Raw genomic sequence first — 25,992 nt, 5'->3', positions numbered from 1 at the left:
CCCCATATTGTTAATTCAATAATTTTGAATAGAGCTGCTTATGAGAATGCCAGAACCACGGTCATCACGACAGTTGAACCAGCTTGCCACCCAGCTTCAAGGTGAGGCAGAAATATCTGGTATCAACGCGTCAGGAACGCAAATTTCAAGCCGAGCCTTTGAGATGGTGACCGACTTTGAGCCGGCAGGGGATCAGCCGCAAGCCATTAAAAAGCTGGTCGCGGGCGTCAATGCAGGAATGGATGAGCAGCTACTTCTTGGCGTGACAGGGTCGGGGAAAACTTACACGATGGCTAAAGTGATTGCCGAGTGTCAACGACCGACCATCATTATGGCGCATAACAAAACGCTAGCGGCTCAGCTTTATGGTGAATTTAAGGCATTTTTTCCCAACAATGCGGTCGAGTATTTTGTCAGTTACTATGACTATTATCAGCCCGAAGCTTACGTTGCGGCAAGCGATACTTTTATCGAAAAAGACAGCGCGATTAACGATCACATTGATCAGATGCGACTGTCAGCAACGCGGGCATTGCTTGAGCGCCGTGATGCGATTATTGTCGCGTCGGTGTCGTCGATTTATGGTTTGGGCGATCCGGAAAGCTATTTGACGATGCTGCTTCATATTGTCGTTGGTGATCGGGTTGACAGAACGGCGATGATTAAGCGTTTGGTTGAGCTGCAATATACCCGAAATGAGCTTGATTTTGGTCGCGGAACGTATCGTTTGCGCGGAGAAACCCTTGATATTTATCCGGCCGAATCTGAGCAGCTTGCCGTTCGGGTGCAACTGTTTGATGATGAAGTCGAAAAAATTACGTGGTTTGACCCGTTAACTGGCAAAACCGTTCGCAGTGTGCCGCGAATCACCATTTATCCCAAATCGCATTACGTCACCCCGCGAAACAAGCTTGAAGCGGCGAGCAAAACTATCCGAGCTGAGCTTGAAGATCGGCTCAATTATTTTCGCGACAATAACAAACTGATTGAAGCTCAGCGCATCAAAGAGCGCACCCAATACGACTTGGAAATGATTCAGCAGTTAGGCTACTGCAACGGTATTGAAAACTACTCGCAGCATCTATCAGGGCGACCCTCGGGGGAAGCACCGCCAACGCTGTTTGATTATATTCCGTCCGATGCGCTGCTGTTTATCGATGAGTCGCATGTGACCGTATCGCAAATCGGTGCGATGTATAAAGGCGATAAATCACGCAAAGAAAACTTGGTCAATTACGGTTTTCGCCTGCCAAGCGCGATGGACAACCGTCCAATGAAGTTTGAAGAGTGGGAGCGCATCAAGCCTGCCACCATATTTGTGACGGCAACCCCTGCGCAATATGAACTTGAACATAGCGAGCAAATCGTTGAACAGGTCGTTCGTCCAACCGGACTTGTCGACCCTGAGATCGAAATCCGACCCGTTTTAACTCAAGTCGATGATGTGTTGTCCGAAATCATCAAACGCCGCGAAGTCGATGAGCGCGTGTTGATCACGACCTTGACCAAGCGAATGGCAGAGGATTTGACCATTTATTTAAAAGAATACGATGTCAAAGTGGCGTATTTGCACTCGGATATTGACACTGTTGAGCGCATGCAAATCATTCATGAATTGCGAACGGGCGTCCATGACGTTCTTGTTGGGATTAACCTACTTCGGGAAGGTTTGGACATGCCTGAGGTGTCTTTAGTCGCTATTTTTGACGCCGATAAAGAAGGCTTTTTACGCTCAGAGCGATCACTGATTCAGACTATTGGTCGAGCCGCAAGGCACTTAAACGGTAAAGCTATTTTGTACGCGGATCGCATCACTCCAAGCATGGAAAAAGCGATTGAGGAAACCGAGCGCCGCCGCGAAAAGCAAATTGCCTTTAACCTTGAGCACAACATTACCCCAAGGGGCGCTCGCCGAAGCATCACTGATAAGATCGATACGGGCGAGGATTTGGACACCAACGACAACCAAAGCATTGCCATTAGCAGCAATTTGCCGGATGTTGATGTGAGTATTTTACGAAGTCCTGATTTATTAGCCAAAGAAATCAAGCGCTTAGAAAAACAAATGCAGCAGCTCTCTCGCGATTTAAAATTTGAGGAAGCCGCTAAAACTCGTGATAAAGTCCTTGAGCTTAAAGCTTATATTGTTCAGTAGCTTTAGATTTTACAAAAGCTTTAATAAAAACGGTTTGATGACAAGTCAGACCGTTTTTTTTAGTTAAAGTTAACAGGAATGATAAGCAACACTTGAGCTTGAATAACGATCCGCATTTAAGGCTGTGATAGGCTAGATGTATCAGGAGTGGCAACTGGAGGCGCAAATGAAAACGTTACTTATCGCCGCTGTATTTTTTGCAAGTTCGGGACTAGCGATAGCTGCTTCAGCGCCAATAAATCCGCCAAAAATTCCCAAAACCATTATCAATAATTTGGTTTTGGAATATTGTGGTTTTCCAACTCCCAATCCCAAAGCTACCACGGTCAAAGCTACCAGCGCATTAGAGTTTTCTTGCTTTGATGAAAAACCAAGTTCAAAAAGCGCCACGCCCGATTACCAAATTGCTATTCATCCTTTGATTGCCCAAGATTTTAACAATGATGGGAATCTTGATTTGGCAGTTGAGCTTGAATCGGCAGGCGCGCTTGGCGGCAATGTTCATAGCAACAGCACGATTTATTATTTTATTTTGGATAAAAATAAGCGGGTGAAAACGAGCTTTGAGGTGCTGCTTTACGCGCCTTTTAGCGAGGAATATATTGAGTATGACTTATCAAAGCAAGGAATTGAATATCGTGCGATTCCCAATTTTCGCGTTTATCCGGAAGCTTTTGAAGATGGGGAGTTGATCGCTCCTGAAACTCACTTTCGGATGCAATGGAAAAACGGTCGCCTTGAGCGGGTAGACAGGTAATGTTTACTTATTTTGAGCGCGTTTTTAAACGTTCTTAAACGTAGTCTTACACTTTCACACTTAAAAAGTGCCGAAAGCTTTTGTAGTATGTCAAAAGGGATAAATAATAACTGCTAAAATAGCAAAATATTGAAGGGTACAACTTAAAAATAATACGGCTATTTGAACATTTAAAATAAAAAATTAGGAGAACCACATGTTTGATTTAAAATCATTATTACTGCGCGGCGTTGAAAAAGAGCTCGTTGATGTTGCTGACTATATTTTTATGCCGGAACGGGTCGAGCTGATGGTGGAGGGCGGTCTATTAAATTGCGTGCTTAATAGCGATGGTCGCGTTGATCTGTTTTATACCAAAGATGGCATCACTGATGTGCGCTCAGCGACCAGAAAGCATCCGTTTACCGCCTTTGAAACCGAGCTGAACCACGGTATTTATGATGATTCGATCAAAGAGTTGATTAAAGAAGTTGATAAAGTGATCGATGGTAAATCAGAATATTTTCGCAATCGCGTCTTGTCACTCGCCTCAACTGTTGAGCCTGAAGTGTTAACCTCTGATAACCGTTAATTTTTAAAGCAGTCATTTTTTAAAGACAGTTATTAATAAAAAAGCCAGTATCAACACTGGCTTTTTTATGGCTTAGCGAAAGTCAAACTTAAGCAACCGTTTTGGCATGCTGTTTTTCTTGAATCTCTTTTGCCAAGTTGTAGCACTGGTCAATGTGATCAAAAGCGATTTTTCTAAAAATCATATAGCCCATGGTTGCAGCAACCATTTGACCACCTAGCGGAATGAATTTGGTGACTTGCTTGGCAACAATGCGACCGCCAAAGCCTTGGATGGTCTTTTTAACGATACCGCGAGTTGCCATGAGTCCTGCAAAGTCAACAGCACGGTCTTTAAGCGCGCTCCAATGGATGTCACGCGATTCCAAATCAATGGCAGACTCATGACCTTCGATCAGCCCAAAGCGCTCGCTGATTTCAGGAAGCAAGGTGGTCAGCATTCCCGCATCGATTGCCACATCAAAAAAGGGCACCGGAACGATCGCAACGCCTGCCGAAACTTTGGCGCGTTTTTTAACCAGCTCTTGGCATTCTTTTTTAACGTTCTCCAAATTTAAATTGGGGTCGATCGTTTTAGGAAGCTTTTCGACAGCAGGGGTCGTTTGCATATTATTATCCTTATTTGTTTTTGGGTTATGGTCATAAGTATTACTTATTTTATAAAATCTTATGGCGCAGTTCAGCATCGCTTTGTATCAAACCATAAATCCGCAGAGGGCTAAAGTCAGGATTTGTAAAAATAGCCCTTTTTTCTAAAAAAATTAAGCCAATCAAAGGCTAAAGAGTCGTTGAGCAGAGCAGCAATTCCCAGTAAAATAGCCCCATGCTAACTTTAACTCCCCGATTCAGCGCGATTGAGGCGCTGCCCGCCGCTTTGCAGCCTTTTGCTCAGCACTCTTTGACCCTTGCGCGATTGTATGCCAGCCGTGGTATTGAGAATACTGACGATTTAGAAACGTCGCTTGCCGCGCTGCTTTCTGCTGAGGATTTGCTTGGTATTGATGATGCGGTTCAGCTTTTAGATGCTGCGATTGACGATCAGCAAAAAATTCTGATCGTCGGCGATTTTGATTGTGACGGTGCAACCAGTACCGCGCTCATGATTCGCGTTTTGCGGCAAATGGGCGCGGTGGTTGATTTTATCGTTCCTGATCGCTTTAAATACGGTTATGGGCTGACCCCTGAAATTGTCGATTTGGCAGTTGAACTGCACCATCCCGAGCTGATCGTGACGGTGGATAATGGCATTTCAAGCGCCGCAGGCGTGGCTCGCGCTCATAACGCTGGCATCAAAGTCGTCATTACCGATCACCATTTAACCACCAAGCCCACACCGGATGCCGAAGCGGTGGTCAATCCCAACCAATTGGGCTGCCCGTTTAAAAGTAAAGCTTTGGTTGGTGTTGGGGTGGCGTTTTATGTGCTTGGGCGCTTGGCAAAGCTTCGCCGCGATGCCCAAAAATCAAGTGCTCAAGTCAGTAAGCATTTGGATTTGGTGGCGCTTGGAACGGTCGCTGACGTTGGGGTTTTGGATAAAAATAACCGAATTTTGGTGCATCATGGGCTAAATGCGATCCGGCAAAAGCGCTGCTGTCTTGGAATTTTAGCGCTTCTTGAGCAAGCCAGTCGCGCTCCTGAAAAGCTGCAAGCGCAAGATTTTGGCTTTATTTTAGGACCTCGGATTAACGCCGCTGGTCGCATTGAGCACATGCGAGTTGGCATTGAATGCTTGCTTGCTGATGATTGGCAAACCGCTCAGAAATTGGCATTTGAGCTTGACAGCTTAAACCGAACGCGCAGGCAAATCGAAGGCAAAATGCGCGAGGAAGCCGCGCTGATTGTGGAAACGCTTGATCGTCAAGATGATAAAGATAGCCAAAACAGCCAAGATAGCCAAGACTCAAGTTTTGAAAGTAATGACTCAAAAAGTAACTGCGCTAAAAGCAGCAAGAACGATAAAACGCAAAATAAGAACAATCGCAGCTTAATTTTATATCAGCCCAATTGGCATCAAGGCGTCATTGGTATTGTGGCGGGGCGGCTAAAAGAGCGCTATTATTTGCCCAGTATCGTTTTTGCACCCGCCGACGTGACCAAAACGGATGCGGACGATTTGATTAAAGGCTCGGCGCGCTCAATCGATGGCATTCATATCCGCGATGCGATTGAAAACGTTGCTGAAAGCCATCCAGAATTGATTAGCCATTTCGGCGGTCATGCGATGGCAGCAGGATTGACCATTCAACGCAAAAATTTCGACGCGTTTGCCAAAGCCTTTAATGACGCGATGAATGAGGTTGATTCCGCTGTTTTTACACCGCAAACCTTAACCGATGGCGAGCTGATGCCACAAGATTTTAGCTTATCGTTTGCTGATTTTATCAATAACGCCAGCATTTGGGGTCATGGCTTTGCCAAACCGATCTTTGATGGCGTCTTTGAAGTGCTTAATTTTAAGGTGTTAAAAGACAAACATTTAAAGCTCAATTTGCGCTATGCAAACGTTCAATATCCGATTGAGGCGATTTATTTTAATTTTGACCCTGAAACTTGGGATTATCGCGCGCAAAGCGTTCATGTGCTTTTTGAGCTAGACATTAACGAGTGGCGCGGCAATCAAAGCTTACAATTGATGGTTCGTGATTTGGCGATAGTCAATTGCCGTTAAAAAAAGCACCCATCAAAAAAGAGGAAGTTAATTTTCCTCTTTTTTATTGGTTTAAAAAATGATTTTAAGCCATAGGTTGTTTGACCAAGCTGATATCTGGAAAGCGCCAATCGTAGTGAACGGCAAGCATACGAATGACAAAGATAATCAGCATGGTGGCAGCTTCAGTGATCCAACTGGTGATCCCAAGACCTTGCATCACAAAGTAAACAATCCCGCCAACGATGGCTGCGGTAATGTAAATCTCTTGCCGCAAAACGAGCGGAATTTCATTACAAAGCATATCGCGGATCACGCCGCCAAATAGGATGTTTAGTACGCCCATCAAGATACAAATCGGAATATTTGCGCCCATCTCTTGCGCCACTTGGATACCAATCAAGGTAAAAATCCCAAGCGCCAAGCCGTCAAATAATTTGAGCAGCGGCTCAACGTGACGCGCTTTTGGGTTACAAAACATTTGAAAGCCGATGGAGGTGACCGTAATAATCACCAAATAGTTCATATTGACCATCCAAAACAGCGGATAGCGGTCAAGAATGATATCACGAGCGGTAGGACCACTGATGGCGGTGATCATTGCCACCAAAATACAGCCAAACATGTCAAATTTATGGTGCTTGGCAAGCACCGTTCCTGAAACGCTACAGGCAAAAATTCCGAACATTTCAAGCCAAAACATAAATGAGGTCGGCTCAAAGCGCATCATAAAATCAGGCGTAAGCGCCGCGGGCAGTTGCGGGGAAAACTGAATGGGAATCATGGAAAAATCTGTGCTCATCAAAAATATAAACCATTAAAAAGATTGCCCCATCACGCCCAAGGCACAAGCAAAAGCGTTGACAAAAGCAAAGCTTGCCAATGCAATTTATAGGAAAAACCCTTGGCAAAGCTAACGAGTAACCTGCTTTAAAGAATAAGATGCGATTTAAAGGGTGGGGGCTATCGTAACGCCGCCCTGATAAGGACGTTGCGGTTATTGTCATGAGACTTATGGGCGGAGGGCACCCTTAAGCTTGCTGCAAGCTTAATCAATATTTTGGCATTTGCAAAGCTTTTTTTCTGCAAAATGGGGACAAAAGCCCATTTGATCGTGATTAACCATTTTTTGCAAATAAAATTAAGCCAATAATAATCAAGCCAACGCCCACAAGTCCCATCGCTGAGGGCAGGGCATTGTTGAGTAAAATAATCCCGCCTATCAGCGCAAAAATCACCTCGCTGGCTTGGGTCGAATCAACGCCTGCCACCTCGCTTGAGGTGACGGCGCGCTCACGAGCAAAGAAAAAAATGCTGGTTGCGCCAACGCCTGCCAGCAGCGCCACCAATAACGTGTTAAACATCTGCGAGCCGCTTGGCGCGTCAGGGCGCACGATAATGCCAAGAATGAGCCAAAATGGCATACTTCCTAAGGTCATCAGCCAGACTTTGTTAAAGGCATTTTGTAGTAGGTCGGTGTCAATCGCGGGAACTTTAGCAATCAAGCGCTCAAGCATTGATTTTGGTTGTGAAGGCTCAGCGTTGGCATTGTCTGAGGTCAGATTGCGAGAACTGCGTGAATTGCGTGAATTATAAGACACTTGCCAAACCAATTGGTTGCCAATCGGGTAGCAAAACGCAGCAATCAGGGCAGGCAATGCGCCAAATATCAGCATTTGACTCATAGGAGCGGCAGCATCTATTGCGGTGGTCGCGCGAAGCCCTTCACTAATATTTACCATCGCCACGCCAACAAAAACGATCAGAGCGTAAGCAATAAATTTTTTAGCAAAGCGCTGACCAAAAGCGACCAAGACCAAAAGGCTGGTCACCACCGTAAACATGAACGTTGCCGCAACCACCCAACCTGCGGCGTGGTCGCCTGCGTAGCAAATGCCAGTATAAAATAGCCCAAAGCCAATCGTTCCTGAAATACACCAAAACGCCCAGTGGTCACGAAAAATAGTTGCAAGCGCTTTGATGCGACCAAAGCCATGCTGAACGCTGATGATCAAGGTAAGCAGCAGCCACATAAACACATAGCGCAAACTTGCTGACCAAAACCAATGACCACCGGCACCGCTCATCAATTCATTTAAAATAAAGGTTGAGCTAAACAGCGCCCCTGCTAAGAGTCCTAATAAGATTAATTTGACCATGTTGCAACCTTGCTGTTTTTGTCGAAAGTAGCGGGCGTTATTGAGCTCAATTTTACGTTGACGTCACTTACTTACCTTTGGCGTCCGCCCAAATGATTTTATGCAGTTGAAGCTGAAAGCGGACAGGAAGGGCATCCTCCAAAATCCATTCAGCAAGCTGGCGCGCCAAAATCGGCACTTCAGGCGAGGTTAAATCTTGAGTATCAATGTCCTCAGCCACATTAAACATCGGGGAAAACCAAACCGTTCCAACGAGCTTATCCAAGCCATGCTCAATAAGCTTGGCGCGCGACCAGTCATAATCTGCGCGGTTCATAATGACAAATTTAAGCTGATCGTTTTGGGTTAAATAATCTAAATTTGACCACAGGTTTTTATCCGACTCGCCGGAGCTTGGTGTTTTAATATCCATAACTTTGCTGACCGCAGGCGGAACATCAGCAACCGATAATGCCCCTGCCGTTTCAAGCGAAATCTCAAAATCATCCATCAATAAGCGGTTCATTAAAGCAATGGCATTGGGCTGGGCAAGTGGCTCACCACCAGTTAAGCAAATGCGCTTACAAGGAAAGCTTTTGATCGTGGTCATAATCGTATCAAGCGACTGGCGCGTGCCGCCGCTAAAGGCATACTCAGTATCGCAATAAACGCAGCGCAATGGGCAACCGGTTAAGCGCACAAAAATCGTCGGTAGCCCCGAGGTGAGCGCCTCCCCTTGAAGTGAGTAAAAAATCTCGGTAATTTTTAATCCCGCTTCAGGGTCAGTGGTTGGGATGTTGGGCGATCGCAGCAATGGCTCAGTCATAATCAGTCAAACTATTTATTAAATAAAAATGTTTAGCATAAAATAAAGGAAAAAAGATGCCAAATTGCTCAGCATCTTTTTATAAAAGGATCGTGTTATAAAGGGATCATAGCAAAAATCTTTAGCATTAATCTAAACGCAGTAACTCATTAACCGCAGTTTTAGCACGGGTTTGCGCGTCTACTTTTTTAACGATAATGGCGGCATATAAGCTGTGACTGCCATCTTTTGACGGCAAGCTTCCAGGAACGACCACCGATCCGGCAGGAACGCGACCACGATGGATCTCGCCTGTTTCACGATCATAAATGCGTGTGGATTGACCGATATAAACGCCCATGGAGATGACCGAACCTTCCTCAACGATCACGCCTTCAACGATCTCAGAGCGCGCGCCGATAAAGCAGTTGTCCTCAATGATGGTTGGGTTGGCTTGTAATGGCTCTAAAACGCCGCCGATACCGACGCCCCCTGACAAATGCACATTTTTACCGATTTGAGCGCAAGACCCTACTGTTGCCCAAGTATCCACCATTGCGCCTTGGTCAACAAACGCGCCAATGTTGACGTAAGAGGGCATGAGCACCGCGCCTGCGGCAATGTAGGAGCCTTTACGCGCAATCGCTGGCGGCACCACGCGAACGCCTGCTTCTTTAAACTGCTGCTCTGTCCAATCCGCAAATTTGGTGGGAACTTTATCATAAAATTGAACGTGATCGCCTGCGGGCATGACGTAGTTGTCATTTAAGCGAAATGAGAGCAGTACCGCTTTTTTTGCCCACTGGTTAACGACCCAGTCGCCATCTTTTTTTTCAGCAACGCGCAAGCTGCCGTTATCAAGCATCTCAAGCACCTGCTCAATAGCATCACGAATGTCTTGTGGCATGGTGCTTGGGCTGTAGTCGTTACGGTTTTCAAACGCGTCTTCGATAATTTGTTGCAATGACATGATTCATCCTAAATATTAAACATCAGCATCACTGCTGATGTGGTTTGAAAAAAAGTGACGATGAGGCTAGGGCTTGTCCTCATTTTAAAAATAGCGATAAAAATGAGATAAATTGCCGCCAAACAAGGAAAATAGCGCCGATAATATCGGGATATTAGCAAGCTATTTGACGCGGTTTGGCAAAATTTAGCCATTTTTAGCCTATTTAGACAGCCTTTGTTTGAATTGAGGACACGCCCTAATAAGCGCAATAAAAAGCTTAGGTATTGTCGCCAATTTATACGCAATTAGCAAATGCTGGCAAGCGCTTTTAACGGGCGATTTTATTAATCCAGTTTAAAATATCGTGATAAACCACGTCAAAATGCTGCTCATGGAGCGGCTCGTGGCGCATATTGGGATAAAGCCGCTGATCAACTTGAGTGAAGCCTTGCTTTTGTAAGCGCTTGACCACTTTTTTGATGCCGCGACCCATATTACCGACCGGATCATTATCACCGCTGACAAACAGCATAGGGAAATTTTTGTCGATCGTTGCTGCCCAATTTTTATTCAGCCCAGTTTGCATCAGCGCAAACAGCGTTAAAAAGCCATTATTAGTAAAGGCAAATCCAGCCAACGGATCGGCTTCATAATTTTTGATATTTCGCGTGTTTTCGCTCAGCCATGCAAATTTAGAATGGGAGATTTTGCGGCTCAGTTTGCTATTGAACATCTCATTCATCATATCGGCAAACAGGGGATTGGGCTTTTTAGGCGCCGCTTTTGCCAGTAAACTGTTGATAGGAAGCATCAGTTTAGAAAATACATTGCGGTCAGCACTGCCCATCAAAATTGCGCCTGCAAAATCCTGAGCATGGTGCTTCATCACCGTTCGAACGATAAACGATCCCATCGATTGCCCAAAAATAAAATGCGGCACATTAGGATGGCGCGATTTTAATTTATCCGCCATGATGATGACGTCTTTGAGCAGCGTTTGCACCGGATGCTGAACGGCAAAAAACCCCAATTCTTCGCGTGATTTGATGGTTCTGCCGTGACCAAGCTGATCGTAAGTTGCTACAGCAATGCCATGGTCCGCCAAAAACTGCGCAAATTGCTCATAACGACCGCTGTGCTCTGCCATCCCATGAACGATGAGCAAAGTTGCTTTGACCGGCGTTTTTGGGTCAAAAAAGGTATGATAAAGCTGATGCGCTTGATCCGATGAGGTAATGGGGCTAGTAGTCGTCACGTCATTGATCCTATTATGATTATTATTAAAAGCAAAACTTATGATTGACTGCAGTTAAAACAAAAATACCCACCATTATAAAGGGTTCACAAAAGCGCTGTCAGTAATAATTTCCTTAGCCTACCAAAAAGCGCCCAAAACAAAAAAGAGGTCAAGGTGACCTCTTTTAATATTTAATGACGGATTTGGGATCAACAGCCTAATTTACCTTCTGCTTCCAAGGCTTTTTTGCTACGGATTGGCGCTGGGCAATCCTCGCCGTAATATTGGCGATCAGCAAAGTAGCTTGAGCGCACCATAGGACCTGCCCAAATGCTAAAAAAGCCAATTTTTTTGCCGTAGTCCATATAGCGCTGAAACTCGTCGGGGTGAACATAGCGCTCAACAGGGGCATGGTTTTTGCTTGGCTGTAAATATTGACCGATGGTAATCATGTCAACATCATGCGCTTTTAAGTCATCAAGCAGGGCGTAAACTTCTTCTTCGGTTTCGCCCAAACCCACCATAAAGCCGCATTTGGTGGCGATATCAGGTCGACGCGCTTTATAGATTTTTAATAAATCAAGCGAGTGCTGATAATCCGAGCCGGGGCGGAACGCTTTATAAAGGCGCGGTACGGTTTCGATATTGTGGTTAAACACATCGGGCGGCGTTTCGGTCAATAAATCAAGCGCGATGTCCATGCGACCGCGAAAATCCGGAACCAAGATTTCAATTAAGCAGTTCGGACTTAAAGCTTTTGACTCGTTAATCACCTCAACAAAGTGCGCCGCGCCGCCGTCTTTTAAATCGTCGCGATCAACAGAGGTAATCACTGCATATTTTAGCCCAAGCCCTAAAATGGTCTCAGCAGTATGGCGCGGCTCGTCAGGATCAAGGTTGTTTGGGCGACCGTGAGCGACGTCACAAAACGGGCAGCGGCGGGTACAAATATCGCCCATAATCATAAAAGTTGCCGTACCATCACCAAAGCACTGCGGCAAGTTTGGGCAAGCGGCTTCTTCACAAACGGTATAAAGGCGCTGCTCGCGAAGCGTTTCTTTGATTCGCGTGACCTCAGCAGGCGAGGACATTTTCACCCGAATCCAATCCGGCTTTTTTTTCGCCTCAACGGTTGGGATAATCTTAATTGGAATCTTGGCAACTTTATCATAACCACGTAGCTTTTCGCCTTGGATGGCTTTTTTAGGTTGTGGTTTTGATGCCGGGACGTGCGTTTGAACGGCTGAAGAATTCATAGACGTATCCTAAACCCTTATAATCCCAAGGGTTTTAATCATAAGAAACTTTGAAAATAAAGCAGGTATTGGCTTGGAGTATAGCAATATTCGGACGATTTTTCATCTGGCAATTATTAATGGGAAATAAAAATTCGCGCAATTGGCGATATTAATAATCGATAAATCAATCACTTACTAAAATTGCAATAACCAATGATGAAATTGAATAACGAATTAAGCGCACCGCAAGCGTCCGTGATTGCAAGCAAGCTTAAATAGACAAGTAAAGTGAAGCAGCAGTCCTGCTAATTGATCTCTAATGTAACAGAAATCTGCTTAAAATCCTAATGCTGATCTGCCTTCATCACTAAATTAAATCTTAGGTAACAAATATTTTTTAAAGTTTATTATTGAGACGTTTATTCTCTTTTTAGTTAAAAATATTCACTGCTTTAGGTTATTTTTAGTTATAAGTTTACCCCACTCTCAACTTCGAAAGTGATTGAAAAAAGAAGAGCACCTCACTAATCTATTGTTTTCGACCAAGAATACAATGGAGTTGTGAGATGCCCATAGACGAATTTATCATCAATATCTATTTAATGGTAGAGCAATATTACAAAATAGTCGTCACCAAACCCTTGCGAAGTGCAGGTTACGCGCCAAAGCTAAGTGATCCTGAGGTTATTTGCATGGAGATGGTCGGTGAATTTTTACACCTTGATCAAGACAAACAAATTTGGCAATACTTTACCCAGCATTGGCAAGACTGGTTTCCAGCCATCGGCTCATACCCTAACTTCGCAAAGCATTGCGCGAATCTGTGGCAAGTCAAACAGCGGATACAAGATAACGTCAGTCAAATTGAAGGCCGTGACAACATCCATTTTATGGATGGTTTTCCGATACCCGTCTGTCATTATGGACGCGCTTATCGGCATAAAAACTATCAAGACTTAGCGGCTTTTAGCTACTGTGCGGCTAAGCAAGAGAGATACTATGGCTTTGAGGGACATTTGCTTGTTAACTTATCGGGCATGATTAAAGGCTTTACCTTTGCTCCTGCCAATGTTGATGAAAGAGCGGTTGCGCCTGATATTACTGACCATATCCATGGTTTGCTCGGCGCTGATAAAGGGTATATCAGCCCTAGTCTGACATCGTACTACGACGCTCAAGGAGTAGATTTACAAACGCCACTCAGAGCCAACATGAAAGAGGATAGACCCAAACCTGTGGTAAGACGGCTAATGAAAGCCCGCCGTATCGTTGAAACAGTCATTGGTCAGCTATCAGAACGATTTAATATACAAAGAGTGCGAGCAAGAGATTTATGGCATTTGTCTCATCGATTGATTCGTAAGATTCTTTCACACAATCTGTGCTTTGTACTCAACAAAAAACTTGGTAATCCGCCTCTTCAGTTTGATTTGCTTATTTCAAGTTGAGAGTGGGGTAAGTTTAGTTAAAAATACCACTCATTTTTTTAATAAATGTTGGCTATGGCAGTTAATTGGTGGGCAGGTCATTAACTTTTTAGCCCAATTACGGTATATTAATACCTATAATTCATCCATCTTGCGCGTCAGCAGGCAGGTATTTTGACCACTTACACGGCGCGCGATGACCAACGAGAGGACGACTATCGTGTTAGAAGCTTATCGTAAACATGTCGCAGAACGTGCCGAGCTGGGGACTGTTCCTCTGCCACTAAACGAGCATCAAGTAGCTGATTTGGTTGAGCTGCTTAAAAATCCTCCAGCTGGTGAAGATGCCTTTTTGATGGATTTGCTTGAAAACCGAATCCCACCGGGTGTTGACCAAGCCGCTTATGTGAAAGCTGCGTTTTTAGCTGCGATTGTTAAAGGTGAAGCCACCTCTCCACTAATATCTAGGCAAAAAGCCGTTCAAATTTTAGGAACGATGCAAGGCGGTTATAACGTTCAGCCGTTGGTTGCAGCACTTGATGATGCAGAAGTGGCTCAAGATGCTGCCGATGCGCTGAAAAAAACCTTGCTCGTGTTTGACGCGTTTCACGATGTGACTGAAAAAGCGGAAGCCGGAAACGCTTGTGCTCGCGAAGTGTTGCAATCTTGGGCGGATGCCGAGTGGTTCACCACGCGTAAAGAAGTTCCTAAAAAATCAACCTATACCACGTTTAAAGTCACTGGTGAAACCAATACCGATGACTTATCACCAGCGCAAGATGCTTGGAGTCGCCCTGACATTCCACTTCACGCTTTGGCAATGCACAAAAACTCACGTGACGGCATCATTGCTGACGTTGAAGGTGTTCGCGGTCCTATGACCCAAATTGACAAGCTTAAAGAAAAAGGCTTCCCACTGGCTTACGTGGGTGATGTGGTCGGAACTGGCTCAAGCCGAAAGTCAGCAACCAACTCGGTCCTTTGGCTGATGGGCGATGACATTCCAAACGTTCCGAATAAACGCGGCGGCGGCTTGGTATTGGGCGGTAAAATCGCACCGATTTTCTTTAACACCATGGAAGATTCAGGCGCATTACCGATTGAAAGCGTTGATGTTGAAAAGCTAGAAATGGGCGATGTATTTGACATCTATCCTTATGAAGGCAAAATCACTAAACACGACTCAGACGAAGTCTTATCAACGTTTGAACTCAACTCACCAACGCTACTTGATGAAGTCCGCGCTGGGGGTCGAATTCCGCTTATTGTTGGTCGCGGTTTGACCAATCGTGCTCGCGAGTATCTAGGACTGGGTCACTCTGAAATTTTTGCCAAACCTGAAGAGCCCGTTGATACCGGTCGCGGCTATACTTTAGCGCAAAAAATGGTGGGCAAAGCTTGCGGCTTAGAGGGCGTTCGTCCTGGAATGTACTGCGAGCCAAAAATGACCACGGTGGGTTCACAAGATACCACAGGACCTATGACCCGTGATGAATTAAAAGACTTGGCTTGTCTTGGTTTCCAAGCGGACTTGGTGTTGCAGTCATTCTGTCATACCGCTGCTTACCCAAAGCCAGTTGACGTTGAAACTCAGCATACCTTACCTGATTTTATCATGAACCGCGGCGGCATCAGCTTGCGCCCAGGCGATGGCATCATTCACTCTTGGCTGAACCGAATGCTCCTTCCTGATACGGTAGGCACAGGCGGCGACTCGCATACCCGCTTCCCAATGGGAATCTCCTTCCCAGCAGGATCTGGTCTTGTGGCGTTTGCTGCTGCAACGGGCGTCATGCCGCTGGATATGCCAGAATCGGTTCGCGTTCGTTTTGTCGGTGAAATGCAGCCTGGCATCACGTTACGTGACTTGGTTCATGCCATTCCTTATCAAGCCATTAAAGAGGGCTATTTAACCGTTGATAAAAAAGGCAAAATCAACGAGTTTAACGGTCGTATTCTTGAGATTGAAGGTCTTGAGAATTTAACGGTTGAGCAAGCGTTTGAATTGTCGGACGCATCAGCGGAGCGAAGTGCCGCAGGTTGTACGATTACCCTTTCTGAAGAGTCGGTAAAAGAGTATTTGAATTCAAACATCACGCTTCTTAAATGGATGATTTCTGAAGGCTATGGCGACGCGCGAACTATCAGTCGCCGCATTGAAGCAATGCAAGAGTGGCTTGCCAACCCAAGTCTCATGCGCGCAGACAGCGATGCCGAATATACCATCGATATGGTCATCGATATGAGCGAGATCAAAGAGCCGATCCTTTGCTGCCCGAATGATCCAGATGACGCTAGAACCCTATCTGATGTAGCAGGCGATAGCATTGATGAAGTCTTTATCGGCTCGTGCATGACCAACATCGGTCACTTCCGCGCGGCAGGAAAACTGTTGCAAGAAGTTCCAGCAGGAAGCTTGAAAACTCGGCTTTGGATTGCGCCGCCAACCAAAATGGACGCACGTCAATTGATGGATGAAGGCTACTACAACATTTACGCCCAAGCCGGCGCGCGAACTGAAATGCCAGGCTGCTCACTTTGTATGGGTAACCAAGCTCGAATCGCACCAAAATCAACGGCGGTTTCGACCTCAACGCGGAACTTCCCGAACCGTTTAGGTCAAGGCGCAAACGTTTATTTGGCTTCCGCTGAACTTGCTGCAGTTGCCGCCGTTCTTGGTAAATTGCCAACGAATGATGAATATCAGCAATACGCTGGAATGCTCAACAGCATGAGCGGTGAAGTTTATAAATATATGAACTTTGATCGTATGGCAACTTACACCGATGAAGCTGATAAAATTGATGTGGCGCAGTTGACTTAATCGCTTAAACAGACATTTGCTTTAATGATTTAACAAAACCCCAAACTTCATCGTTTGGGGTTTTTTTATGGGCGACTGCTTATTTTATTTCCAAACTTTTCATTACCCTGTCATAAACCCTGCGTAAGCTTTGGCATATCACTAATAGTGCTGATTTTTATTTGCTATTTTTATCCCGCTAATTGCAAGGTAAGTTATTATGACTCAACTAAGCCCGCCAAAAAATCTTGCTCATGAAATGATTGAGGACTCAAATCCCACCAATAACCTTGACTTTCAAACGGTCATCAGCCGCCGATTGCAGCGCCGAAGTTTGTTAAAGGGTGGGGCGGGGCTGACCGCAGCTGCATTTTTTGGGGCGCTGCCGTTGGTGGGTTGTCAAAACGATGAAGGCGACAACCTGATTCCATCCAGTGGAGATAACCAAGCGGCTATTCCAGCGTCGGGCAATTTGAGTCGACCCAACTCACTAAAATTTAACGCGGTGGCGCACTCAACAGCGGCACAAATGAGCGTTGCCGAGGGTTATACCGCTGAGATGATTTTGCCGCTTGGAACGCCGCTAATGCCAGGGCTTGAGGACTGGCGTGATGATCGCTTGCTGTCCGCTGAGTCGTTTGAGTGGCGTGTGGGTGACAATCATGATGGCATGTGGTTTTTTGGCAAGCAAGGCAGCTCGTATCATCCAAAAGTATCGGACAATGGGCTGCTTGTGATGAATCATGAGTATGTGAACAGCGAAGAGCTCAGTCCTTTTGGGTATAAGGTTTTAGACAATAACAACGCTGCGCCTATTTTTCAAAAGCGCCGATTGGCAAGTGATGTTCGCCGTGAGGTCAACTGTCATGGGGTTTGTGTTGCTGAACTTCGAAAGCGCGGTAATGGAAAAGGTTATGAGTTGGTGCCAGTGTCTAAATACAATCGTAGGATTACCAGCAGTACGGTGACGCAATTGGCTGGACCTGTCGCAGGATCGGATTGGGTAAAGACAAAGTTTGATCCAACCGGTCACCAAACGCGTGGCATTAATAACAACTGCGGGGCAGGGCTGTCACCTTGGGGCACGTATCTGACCACAGAAGAAAATTTTGTAGGCGTTTTTGCGCGTGGTCAAGATGACAGTAAGCTTACGGCAGCTCAAAACTATGGTCGAGCGCGCTATGGTGCTAATCCTAATTTTGCGGGCAACGGCTACCTTTGGCATACGCCTGCTGCTGGCGAGGCAATTTTTGAAGATGAGTTTTCGCGTTGGGATATGACGGCTGTTGCTGCAAGCGCGAGCGAGGATTACCGCAACAATTTTAACACGTTTGGTTATATCACCGAAATTGACCCGTTTGACCCAAGTTCTGCTCCTAAAAAACGTACGGCATTGGGGCGCTTTGCTCATGAAAACTGTGCTTATGCGCCCGTCATTGAAGGCAAGCCGGTGGTGTTTTATATGGGTGATGATGCTCGCGGCGAATATATTTATAAATTTGTCTCAAGCGCGCTTTGGTCAAATAAAGACATCGGCGGCGGCTTAAAAGCAGGCGACAAATATATGGATAAGGGCACGCTTTATGTTGCTGTGTTCCATGAAGATGGTCGCGGTGAGTGGCGCTCGTTGGTCTATGGTCAAAATGGCTTAGATTTGTCCAATAGCGAGCAGCCTTTTTATGGTCAAGATGAGGTACTTATTTTTGCTCGGGCGGCAGCGGACGCGCTTGGTGCTACCAAAATGGATCGCCCTGAGTGGGTTTCTGTGAGTCCAATTACCGGTGAAGTTTATGTGACTTTGACCAACAATAAGTATCGCGGCGAGAAAAGCGATCAGCCGTTAAGCGCGTCAAATCCGCGCAGCTATCGTGTCGGTAATAAAGCCCGCGGCAATGATAACGGTCATATCATCCGCTGGTCAGAAACTGGCGGCGACCATGCCGCAACAAGCTTTGAATGGGATATCTATTTGTTTGCCGCCCCAAATGAGTTGGCGTCGGAGAACCTATCGGCATTAACGGTGAAGAATGACTTTTCATCGCCCGATGGCTTGTATTTTGATCCGCGCGGCGTGCTTTGGATTCAGACCGATGACGGCGCTTATACCGATACCAGCAGCTGCATGTTGCTTGCCGCGTTGCCAGGTCAAGTTAAAGATGGCGCGCCAATCATCACCTCAGCCAATCAAGCTACAATTATGGGCAAAACGGCCACTGAGGACACCATTAAGCGTTTTTTTGTGGGACCAAAAGGCTGCGAGGTCACAGGGATTACGCTAACACCCGATTTTAAAACCTTATTTATTAATATTCAGCACCCAGAGGAGTCGTGGGGCGCGGTTGCCGGTGGCAGCACACCGCGATCAGCAACCGTGATGATTACCAAAGATGACGGCGATGTGATCCTTGCTGAGTCGGTCAATCAAGCATAATTTGCCCTTTTAGATAAAACAATGGGGCGGTCATTTAACTGAGCCGCCCTTTTTTTGCTGATATTTGAAGCCTGTGAGCCGTTTTTTGAACAGCTGCCTTATTCAATTGGCAAGCTTTTTCTGATTATTCAGAGCTGATATACGTAAAAACCAGCGTATCCGTTCGCATTTTACCGTTTGGCAAACAGCCTTTGTTGTAGCCGGTATCATAGCTAGGTCGTGTTCCCGTCAATACCACTTTAGAACCTTTGTAAACATTGCCGCTGACTTTATAGGGCAGGCTATGATTGCAATATTTAGAAAAAACGCGCGCCGTTCCAAAATATTTATCGCCGCGCCGAACGCCATTAAATAAGACGTCGCCAGTTCTGACGCCTGCGCTTTGCATTTTTGCGGACGGATGCTCATAGGAAAACACGCGCTCATTGCCATAATCCGACAGTCGCATGATGGAGCCGTTATGATTCCAAAACGAGTCTGCAATTGCCGTTGAGGCAAGCAAAGTTAAGCCAAATCCGATTATGTATTTTTTCATAGTCAGCCTTAAATTTTACGATTAACTTGTCAAAAATTAGCTTACTTATTTTGATAATTCGGCGTGCGCTTTTCCATAAACGCGCTGATGCCTTCTTTAAAATCTGCCGTTTGTGCCATCATTGTTTGCTGATGGACTTCCATATCAAGCGCTTCATTGAGTCCCATAAACGCATGAGTATTAATCATATCTTTCATGGTGGCAAGGGCTTTACTTGGCAGTTGACTTAAGCGCTTGGCAAGATGTTGGGTGCAATCATCAATATGCGCTGCACTTGTCACCTCGTTGACCAAATCAAGCCGTTTCATGTCCTCTGCCGTCAATTTGTCACCCAGTATCACAAGCTCGGTCGTTTTTGCCGCACCAATCAGCTGAGTTAATAAATAAATGCCGCCGGCATCTGGAATTAAGCCAATATTAACAAAGGCTTGCACAAATTTGGCATTGTCGCTTGCAATGCGAAAGTCACAAGTGAGTGCCAAGTTCATTCCCGCTCCTGCCACCGCGCCTTCTAATTTGGCAATAATGGGCTTATAAACGGTTCGCAATTTTAAGCTCAGCTCGGCAACGCCACTGACCATCGCTTCAATTTTTTCTGCCAAAGCTTCGGTTTTTGTGCCATTTTCAAGCATCTCACCAATGTGACCGCCGCTTGAAAAGTTTTGATTGCTGCCTTGAAGGACAATCACCCGAACGCCATCATCGCTGTCAGCCTCAATAAGCGCCGCCATAAGCGCATTTTTCATAGGCGTGCTGATGGCATTGAGCGTTGCCGGATCGTTCATGGTAATGGTCGCAATATGGTCGGCAACCTGATAGGTCACAAGGTCAGTGGGCATAACGATTCCTTATTCTTGTTTTGGCAATGGGTGCGTGGATCACAAACGGCTTGTTTAAGCTGACTATATCAGGTTGATGCAGGAAGAAAAATCCGCAATTGTAAGCCATGCGTCTAAAAAAAGATAAAGCTTGCTTAAAAATTACCTGCCTTAAATAAAAAGTTTCATTTCGTCTTGAATTGCGCTATTCAAAGCGGGCATTGTGATTTATGCTAAAGAAAAATATTGCCAATTATGATCAAGGATGACGTTATGCCCCAAGTTGAGCTGAACGGTGCCAACATTTATTATGAAGACAGCGCCCCTCAAGATAATAATAAACCAGTTATAGTCTTTGCTCACGGTCTACTTTGGAGTTTGCGAATGTTTGACCCGCAAATTGCCGCGCTAAGTGATCACTTTCGCTGCATTGCGTTTGATTTTCGCGGTCAAGGTCGCTCACAGATCACCAAAGACGGCTATGATATGGACAATTTAACGCGCGATGTGGTGGCGCTTTTGGATGTGCTCAATATCGAACGCTGTCACTTTTTGGGGTTGTCAATGGGCGGCTTTGTTGGTCTGCGATTGGCGATTGATTTTCCTGAGCGACTATCTTCGCTGATGCTATTGAACACCACGGCTGATCCTGAAGAGACTGCAAAAGTTGCGCAATATTCAAAATTTTTGGCAAGTTTGCGCTGGCTTGGGATGCGCAGGGTGAGTAAAAAGGTCATGCCAATTATGTTTGGTGAGGCGTTTTTAACCGATAAGTCCCGAAAAAGTGAGTGCAAAGCTTGGCAAGCGTGCATGCAGAATAACCATAAAATGGGCGTCACCCGAGCCACGCTTGGGGTGATTGAGCGCGAAGGCGTTTTTGAGCAATTGCCGCGAATTAAAACGCCAACGCTGATTGTGGCTGGTATGGATGACAAAGCCACACCTTATCGCAAATCGGAGCGAATGCACTTTGCCATTGCAGGATCAAAGCTTGCCATGATCGCTTGCGCCGGTCACAGCTCAACCATTGAAGCCCCAGATCAAGTAAATGCGGTCATTCAAAAGTTTTTAAGTCAGCTCAATTTTGAATCTGCAAACGGTTATAGCAGCGGTTTATAATCGCTATGGCTGTCGTTAATCGTACCAAAAACTTCAGCGCGATTGATAATTTCAGTTGCCCAAGTGCGGTGCGTGGCAGGCTCAAGCATGGTATTGTTAAACTTAAATACTGCTTTGGCTTCAACGTGCAAAATCTGCTGAGCTTCTTCTAAAATGCTGGTTGGAACGCAAAACGCTTGCTGAACGAGCGCAATTTGGCTTGGGTGAATGACCGTTTTGCCCACCAACCCAAGGCTGACATCGCGATTTAATTCTTGCATAAATAGCATGGGCTGGTCGAGATACTCAAACACCGGCGCGGACAAATAAAAGCCGTGCGGCACAAAGCAGCCAAGCAGCTGATAAGCAAGCATGCCAACGGGCGTCTCATAAACGATGCTGTCTTTTGGTCGGCGCAGTCTGAGGGCAGCAAATAAGTCATTGCCGCCGATTCGCAGCGCAAATATCGGTTGATGAAACGCCTTTTTAAAGGCAATCGCCAAATCATTATTATGCTGCGGGTTAAATAGCGCCGCTGTTTCAAGCGTTGGCATTAATAATTGCTCGGCATGGTGCGCCGCGCAAGCCAAGCGCCACTTGGGTAAGGTATACAAATCGACTTTTGGCAACACAAAGCCGTCGATGAGTTCAATATGCTCAAAGTCGGCAAGTTGGCTGAGCATCTCAGGATGTCTTGGTCGGACAAATACCAGCGGTCTGATAGGAGGTTTGGCGTGCGGCGCTGGCTGGCTAGGGTTGCTGATGCTATGGCGGTGCGATTGCCACGTGGACAGCAGCGTTTGCAACTGCGTAAGCGCCATGTCCACGTCGCTGTGGCTGACCGCGTCCTCAAGGCAAATGATAATGCTGTTAATCGTCGGCAATTTATCGCGCTTGATCACCTGCCAAATATCTTGGCGCGTCGCTGGCATATATAAGCTTGCGCCAAGTTGATAGGGATGATGGGCATGCGACATCGGCACATCATGGCGCTCAGCGATATCGGACGAAAAAGACTGGGTTTGCGGTTTTAGGTGGGCAAGGTTATCGGGCATTGCAGTCATCACAAAAGTTAAAGTTAAAATATAATAATCAAAGCTTATATTAAAAGTTTTGCGTTAAAAAGCTTATACTTAAAATTAAGTCGCTCGTTGCTTAATTAATGTTATCGCTTGGTACGGTAAAATAAAATCGCCCACCACATCTACGGCAATACCACGCGCCGCGCATAAATGCCGAAGCAAGGCGGTGTCTGGATGCGCTACTGCTGCAAGCAATACGCGATCAGGATCACGGCGCAAAATGGCTCGCGTTGCCTCCGCAATCGTGGGTTTAATTCGGTTGCGATTGCTAATATGATATTGATTTGCCAACTCAACAATAATGGCTTTGGTCGCGTATCGTGGCTGAGAATAAGTCGGCAAAATGATCGGCGATTGAGTTAACTGTTGTCTTTCACTATCAACTTGATCAATAAAATCAAGGCTTTTGTCCGCATTTTTCAAATCATCGTAAATGATACAGCGATGCAGCCTTGAGGGTTCTGCCGATAATAAGCTTCGCGAAATCAGCCCTGAAACCGTACTATTTAATAGCCCCGAAGGAATCAGCCAATCGTCCGAACTTGCCGACAACCAAGCTACGCCGGCAGGATCGGCAAGGGTTAATAGCGGAATAACGTTGTTACCTTGATGAAAGATTTGGCTAAAATGGTCCTGATTTGGATCGTTAAATGGCGAAAGGCTTTTGGCAAGCTCATCATAAATCGCGCCTTTTCCCGTCCAACCGTCAACAAAAACAATAGGGCTTTTTGGAAAGTTTTGCAAAATAAGCTGTAATGCCGCCAAATCAAGACCACGACCGCGCAAAATACTTAAACCAAAATGCCGACTTGGAACCTTGTTTTCATTCAGTGCGCGCTGCAATAATACGCCAATGGGTAACCCTGCCCGAACAAGACTGACTAAAATCAATGGCTGATCGGTATTGATTTTATTGTTAAAAATTGCCGCCAGCGTTGCCGTTAAATTGTCAATCTCGGCAGCCATTCTATTTTTGCCATTATCAAGTGCCAATTGATATAGTGCCAAATGCTCTGGCGTCGGCGCAGTCTCAAGGGTGAGCATTTCAGAATAATGACGCTGACCACTTTGAATTAACGCCTCTTTTTGCACGGTCGGCACATCCATCACGCTTGCTCTATCCACCACCTCAAGCAGTACCGTGACATCACTTGGCAAATAGCTTCCTGACCCAAACTCATTGATTTTTGTCATTTAATATTATTCCGCTTGGGTTGAATAGAGGCGTTTAAATGGTCATGAAGCTGACCGCGAGCTGGCATACCATACCAATCAAGACCCTGTAAAAACGGCAAATCCGCCAAGCTGTCGCCAAAACCGAAGCTCGGTCGGTTTGGGTCTAAATAAGTTTCAAGCAAAAAACTTACCGCGTTTTTTTTATGAATGGCATTGGGCAAAATTGCTAAATTGTTGGCATTGACATGAATATAAAAATCATCAGCAAAATCAGGGATCAGTAGCGGCAGTTTTTTTGCCAAAGTTGCAAGCGCGTCATGGTCTTTTTGCGGATGTTTAATCGCTAAATAAATCATCAATTCCTCATCGCAAAAATGGTCAATATGCGGTGTAAAAGTCAACTCATCATTATTTAATTGCTGAATCAAGTCAGTCAGCGAATTTAATTTATCTTGCAAAGGCGTGAGCGCTAATTGCATTTTTTCTTGCCAAATTTTGAGCGGCGCGCCCTCAGAAGTCATAATCAGCGCGCCATGGGTCAGCACTTGCCAGCTGGCAAAGGGCAGTTTGACACGCCGGATTTCGTCTTTATCGCGAGCGGTCACGGCGATTAATTCGGTACTGGCAAATAGCCAATTGACAAAAGCATTTTGCCGAGCGCTCATAAAGCTCAGCGGCTCCTTTTGCTTATTAACCGCCGCACAAACTAGCGTATTTTCATCTGTCGCCATTTGCCAAGCGTTAATTTTGCGCTTGGTTTGAAATAAGGTATCGTCCAAATCCATAAAGGCGTATGGCAAAATGACGTTCGAACTAGGGCTAAAAAATGACGCACTCATGGTTTGGCTCAATGGTTTATTAAAAGTCAGTTAAAAAATAGCTAAAACGATGGCTCAGGGCTAACAATCAGCACGTTGTCCAAATTTCGCCAAAGTTCATCTACGCTATCAGTGGGCGTCTCAACACAAAGCACGATCAACTCCCAAGCGCTTGGCTCGACATTATAAACAAAATTGGTCATTCCCAAACCATAGTTATCACGAAAGCTTAACGTTGCGGAAATCGCCCCGCCCATCGCAATCGGCGATCGGGTGAGGGCGCTAAAGCAAACTTGGTGCGTTGAGCTTTGCAGCTTAGCCTCTTGTTCTAAATTTTCAGCCAATAAAAACGGCAACCAAACAAATTCGTTACTACCTAGCATCAATATTCTGTTAGGAAGCGGCGCATTGTCGCCAAATTTGCGCGAAAAGTTGTCCCAAAAATTGGCTAAATAATTGCCAAATCCTGATGTGCTATCAAGAGTTGGCTGCCGTCCCCAATTTCCCGTTGGCAATACAGGCTTAGACCCTGCTGCTGTGGTATCCAATCTTGGCATCGTGATAGGAGTGGGGTTTGGCGCGTCCGACCACTGCCAATTGCCGGCTAATAAATGCTGCCGAAAAAAATGGATATCTTTTGTGTCCTGAAGATCTGCTGCTGAGTCAAGCGACCAATCGACGAGCGTTGCTAAATGTACTAGCTCAAGCTGATTGAGTCCTGCCTCTGTTAGCGCATTGACCACGTTTCGACAAGTATTTCCCGTTGAAGCTTCATCATCAACCATAATCAGCGTTTTGGTATTTAAAATTGCGCTTTGCGTTTGCTCATCATCACTTTGATAAATGAGATGGCGGCTGGCATGGCTGTGATCTTCGCTAAAAGTGGCGAGCAATTTAGCATTAGGATCGGCAAAGGCGTGGCGGGTTGAGTTTAGGAGCAGCGCATTAGGATAGCGCGATTGCAGCACTTGATGGACGCCTGCGGACAGCCCAACGGCGGTTTCTGCCATGCCAAGTACCAAAATAGGCTCGGGCAAATCATCTGGGATTAAGCTTGCCAAATCGCTAAAGGCGCGGCGCATTACACTTGGAGCAACGGGAATATGCCGACCAAGGACTTTGGAGACAAACAAAAATGCCCGCTTTGGGTTAATCCGCTGAGCAAAATCTAATAAGTCGCTAATATCGTAGCTGTTATCAACATCTGGGTTGCTTTGGTAGGTTAAATTAAGTGTGCCTCGGGGGAGGGTAACTTTGAGTTGTGATGGGCTATTAAGGTTTTGAGTCATGTTCTAAAGCGCTTCC

Annotated in this window: 21 protein-coding genes; 8 read left to right on the top strand and 13 right to left on the bottom strand. The window is 45.7% G+C overall.

All coding sequences use genetic code 11. The features are described 5' to 3' along the window. Nucleotides 1-40: 40 nt before the first annotated feature. From uvrB to HF322_RS08165, 3 genes are all read left to right on the top strand, one after another. Nucleotides 41-2,155 (top strand): excinuclease ABC subunit UvrB, encoded by a 2,115-nt coding sequence (uvrB, locus tag HF322_RS08175; protein WP_169392918.1) that lies wholly within the window; start codon nucleotides 41-43, stop codon nucleotides 2,153-2,155. A gap of 166 nt (nucleotides 2,156-2,321) precedes the next feature. Next, nucleotides 2,322-2,912 carry a hypothetical protein gene (locus HF322_RS08170; RefSeq protein WP_169392917.1) on the top strand — a complete coding sequence of 197 codons (591 nt, stop codon included), beginning with the start codon at nucleotides 2,322-2,324 and terminating at the stop codon, nucleotides 2,910-2,912. 196 nt (nucleotides 2,913-3,108) lie between these two features. Further along, the gene (locus tag HF322_RS08165) at nucleotides 3,109-3,483 is read left to right on the top strand and encodes a hypothetical protein (RefSeq protein ID WP_169392916.1); all 375 of its coding nucleotides are present in this window, start codon (nucleotides 3,109-3,111) and stop codon (nucleotides 3,481-3,483) included. Between the two features lie 88 nt (nucleotides 3,484-3,571). Here HF322_RS08165 and HF322_RS08160 read toward each other — a convergent pair whose 3' ends face one another. Continuing rightward, nucleotides 3,572-4,090 (bottom strand): hypothetical protein, encoded by a 519-nt coding sequence (locus HF322_RS08160; RefSeq protein ID WP_169392915.1) that lies wholly within the window; start codon nucleotides 4,088-4,090, stop codon nucleotides 3,572-3,574. A gap of 215 nt (nucleotides 4,091-4,305) precedes the next feature. Between HF322_RS08160 and recJ the strand changes: the two genes are divergently transcribed. Further along, nucleotides 4,306-6,150 (top strand): single-stranded-DNA-specific exonuclease RecJ, encoded by a 1,845-nt coding sequence (recJ, locus tag HF322_RS08155; protein ID WP_169392914.1) that lies wholly within the window; start codon nucleotides 4,306-4,308, stop codon nucleotides 6,148-6,150. A gap of 64 nt (nucleotides 6,151-6,214) precedes the next feature. On the opposite strand, the gene HF322_RS08150 is transcribed toward recJ, so the two are convergent. The 6 genes from HF322_RS08150 to lipA all read right to left on the bottom strand — a co-directional run bounded on the left by HF322_RS08150 (nucleotide 6,215) and on the right by lipA (nucleotide 12,517). Beyond that, nucleotides 6,215-6,931, bottom strand: coding sequence for a trimeric intracellular cation channel family protein (locus HF322_RS08150; RefSeq protein WP_223193239.1), 717 nt, complete (start codon nucleotides 6,929-6,931; stop codon nucleotides 6,215-6,217). Between the two features lie 316 nt (nucleotides 6,932-7,247). Continuing rightward, a complete protein-coding gene (locus tag HF322_RS08145) occupies nucleotides 7,248-8,288 on the bottom strand; it encodes a multidrug resistance efflux transporter family protein (protein WP_169392913.1) in 1,041 nt (346 codons plus the stop codon). A gap of 67 nt (nucleotides 8,289-8,355) precedes the next feature. Beyond that, nucleotides 8,356-9,093: a radical SAM protein gene (locus HF322_RS08140; protein WP_169392912.1), complete on the bottom strand. Its 738-nt coding sequence runs from the start codon at nucleotides 9,091-9,093 to the stop codon at nucleotides 8,356-8,358. 127 nt (nucleotides 9,094-9,220) lie between these two features. Then, nucleotides 9,221-10,042, bottom strand: a complete 822-nt coding sequence (dapD, locus tag HF322_RS08135) for a 2,3,4,5-tetrahydropyridine-2,6-dicarboxylate N-succinyltransferase (RefSeq protein ID WP_169392911.1) — start codon at nucleotides 10,040-10,042, stop codon at nucleotides 9,221-9,223. A gap of 310 nt (nucleotides 10,043-10,352) precedes the next feature. Continuing rightward, nucleotides 10,353-11,279, bottom strand: coding sequence for an alpha/beta fold hydrolase (locus HF322_RS08130; RefSeq protein WP_169392910.1), 927 nt, complete (start codon nucleotides 11,277-11,279; stop codon nucleotides 10,353-10,355). Nucleotides 11,280-11,470: 191 nt separating this feature from the next. Further along, nucleotides 11,471-12,517: a lipoyl synthase gene (gene lipA / locus HF322_RS08125; RefSeq protein ID WP_169392909.1), complete on the bottom strand. Its 1,047-nt coding sequence runs from the start codon at nucleotides 12,515-12,517 to the stop codon at nucleotides 11,471-11,473. 548 nt (nucleotides 12,518-13,065) lie between these two features. Here lipA and HF322_RS08120 point away from each other — a divergent pair. The 3 genes from HF322_RS08120 (at nucleotide 13,066) to HF322_RS08110 (ending at nucleotide 19,160) form a co-directional block, all read left to right on the top strand. Beyond that, a complete protein-coding gene (locus HF322_RS08120; protein ID WP_169392908.1) occupies nucleotides 13,066-13,947 on the top strand; it encodes an IS982 family transposase in 882 nt (293 codons plus the stop codon). 199 nt (nucleotides 13,948-14,146) lie between these two features. Beyond that, nucleotides 14,147-16,750 carry a bifunctional aconitate hydratase 2/2-methylisocitrate dehydratase gene (acnB, locus tag HF322_RS08115; protein WP_169393063.1) on the top strand — a complete coding sequence of 868 codons (2,604 nt, stop codon included), beginning with the start codon at nucleotides 14,147-14,149 and terminating at the stop codon, nucleotides 16,748-16,750. 199 nt (nucleotides 16,751-16,949) lie between these two features. Further along, nucleotides 16,950-19,160, top strand: a complete 2,211-nt coding sequence (locus tag HF322_RS08110; RefSeq protein WP_169392907.1) for a PhoX family phosphatase — start codon at nucleotides 16,950-16,952, stop codon at nucleotides 19,158-19,160. 124 nt (nucleotides 19,161-19,284) lie between these two features. Here the strand turns inward: HF322_RS08110 and HF322_RS08105 are convergent, their stop codons facing one another. Both HF322_RS08105 and HF322_RS08100 read right to left on the bottom strand, forming a co-directional pair. After that, nucleotides 19,285-19,695, bottom strand: coding sequence for a hypothetical protein (locus HF322_RS08105; RefSeq protein ID WP_169392906.1), 411 nt, complete (start codon nucleotides 19,693-19,695; stop codon nucleotides 19,285-19,287). Between the two features lie 41 nt (nucleotides 19,696-19,736). Then, nucleotides 19,737-20,534 (bottom strand): enoyl-CoA hydratase/isomerase family protein, encoded by a 798-nt coding sequence (locus HF322_RS08100; RefSeq protein WP_169392905.1) that lies wholly within the window; start codon nucleotides 20,532-20,534, stop codon nucleotides 19,737-19,739. Between the two features lie 252 nt (nucleotides 20,535-20,786). On the opposite strand from HF322_RS08100, the gene HF322_RS08095 reads away from it, so the two are divergent. Then, the gene (locus HF322_RS08095) at nucleotides 20,787-21,632 is read left to right on the top strand and encodes an alpha/beta fold hydrolase (protein WP_169392904.1); all 846 of its coding nucleotides are present in this window, start codon (nucleotides 20,787-20,789) and stop codon (nucleotides 21,630-21,632) included. Here the strand turns inward: HF322_RS08095 and HF322_RS08090 are convergent. The 4 genes from HF322_RS08090 to HF322_RS08075 form a co-directional block, all read right to left on the bottom strand. After that, nucleotides 21,614-22,666 carry an HpcH/HpaI aldolase/citrate lyase family protein gene (locus tag HF322_RS08090; RefSeq protein ID WP_169392903.1) on the bottom strand — a complete coding sequence of 351 codons (1,053 nt, stop codon included), beginning with the start codon at nucleotides 22,664-22,666 and terminating at the stop codon, nucleotides 21,614-21,616. The two genes, HF322_RS08095 and HF322_RS08090, sit on opposite strands and share 19 nt — an antisense overlap. A gap of 84 nt (nucleotides 22,667-22,750) precedes the next feature. Further along, complete coding sequence (locus tag HF322_RS08085; protein ID WP_169392902.1) at nucleotides 22,751-23,887, bottom strand: cysteine protease StiP family protein; 1,137 nt, start codon at nucleotides 23,885-23,887, stop codon at nucleotides 22,751-22,753. Then, nucleotides 23,884-24,708 carry a hypothetical protein gene (locus HF322_RS08080; protein WP_169392901.1) on the bottom strand — a complete coding sequence of 275 codons (825 nt, stop codon included), beginning with the start codon at nucleotides 24,706-24,708 and terminating at the stop codon, nucleotides 23,884-23,886. The genes HF322_RS08085 and HF322_RS08080 overlap by 4 nt, the downstream gene beginning before the upstream one ends. 41 nt (nucleotides 24,709-24,749) lie before the next feature. Beyond that, the gene (locus HF322_RS08075; protein ID WP_169392900.1) at nucleotides 24,750-25,976 is read right to left on the bottom strand and encodes a phosphoribosyltransferase domain-containing protein; all 1,227 of its coding nucleotides are present in this window, start codon (nucleotides 25,974-25,976) and stop codon (nucleotides 24,750-24,752) included. Nucleotides 25,977-25,992 lie beyond the last annotated feature (16 nt).

The sequence above is a fragment of the Psychrobacter sp. MF31 genome, assembly GCF_012847335.1.
GTDB lineage: Bacteria > Pseudomonadota > Gammaproteobacteria > Pseudomonadales > Moraxellaceae > Psychrobacter.
This window is presented reverse-complemented; position numbering and strand designations above follow the sequence as displayed.